Here is a 616-nt window from a genome sequence, read left to right as displayed (position 1 = left end):
CCGTCATTATCACCGACAGTCTGAACCGCCGCGAGGTACTGCACACCGGAGGCGAAGGCGGATTAAAGCGGGTTGTGCGGGAAGAAAAAGCCGACGGCAGCACGGTGACGCGGGAATTCGACCACGCGGGCCGTATGGTGGCGATGACCGATGCGGCCGGGCGTAAAACCGAATACCGGCTGAATATCGGTTCCGGGAATGTAACAGAAATAGTCATGTCTGACGGCAGGTCGGTGCGGTTCAGCTACAACGACCAGCGCCAGCTCGTCTCCACCACCGGTACTGATGGTCTGCGCAGCCGGCAGGAGTTTGACAGTCAGGGCAGACTGACGCAGGAAACGTCCCGTCACGGCGATATGACCCGCTGGTTTTATGCCAGCCCGCAGGATGAGCTGCCCTGCGCCATGGAGGACGCCACCGGCAGCAAAAGACACATGACCTGGAGCCGCTACGGGCAGCTGCTGACCCTGAGCGACTGTTCCGGCCACCAGACCCGGTATGAATACAACCGGTTCGGGCAGGTGACCGCCATCCACCGGGAAGAAGGCCTCAGCCAGTACCGCGATTACGATGACAACGGGAGGCTCATCAGCCTGCGAAATGCACCGGGTCATGA

The 616-nt window shown here is 61.0% G+C and carries 1 pseudogene; it reads left to right on the top strand.

Annotated elements, in window-relative coordinates:
* Nucleotides 1–616 (top strand): annotated as a pseudogene (locus tag AC2FAK_RS22955) (type IV secretion protein Rhs); the annotation flags it as partial.

Source organism: Enterobacter cloacae complex sp. 394F7 (assembly GCF_057320385.1).
The sequence above is the reverse complement of the archived record's forward strand: the minus strand, read 5'-3'. Positions and strand labels throughout refer to the sequence as shown.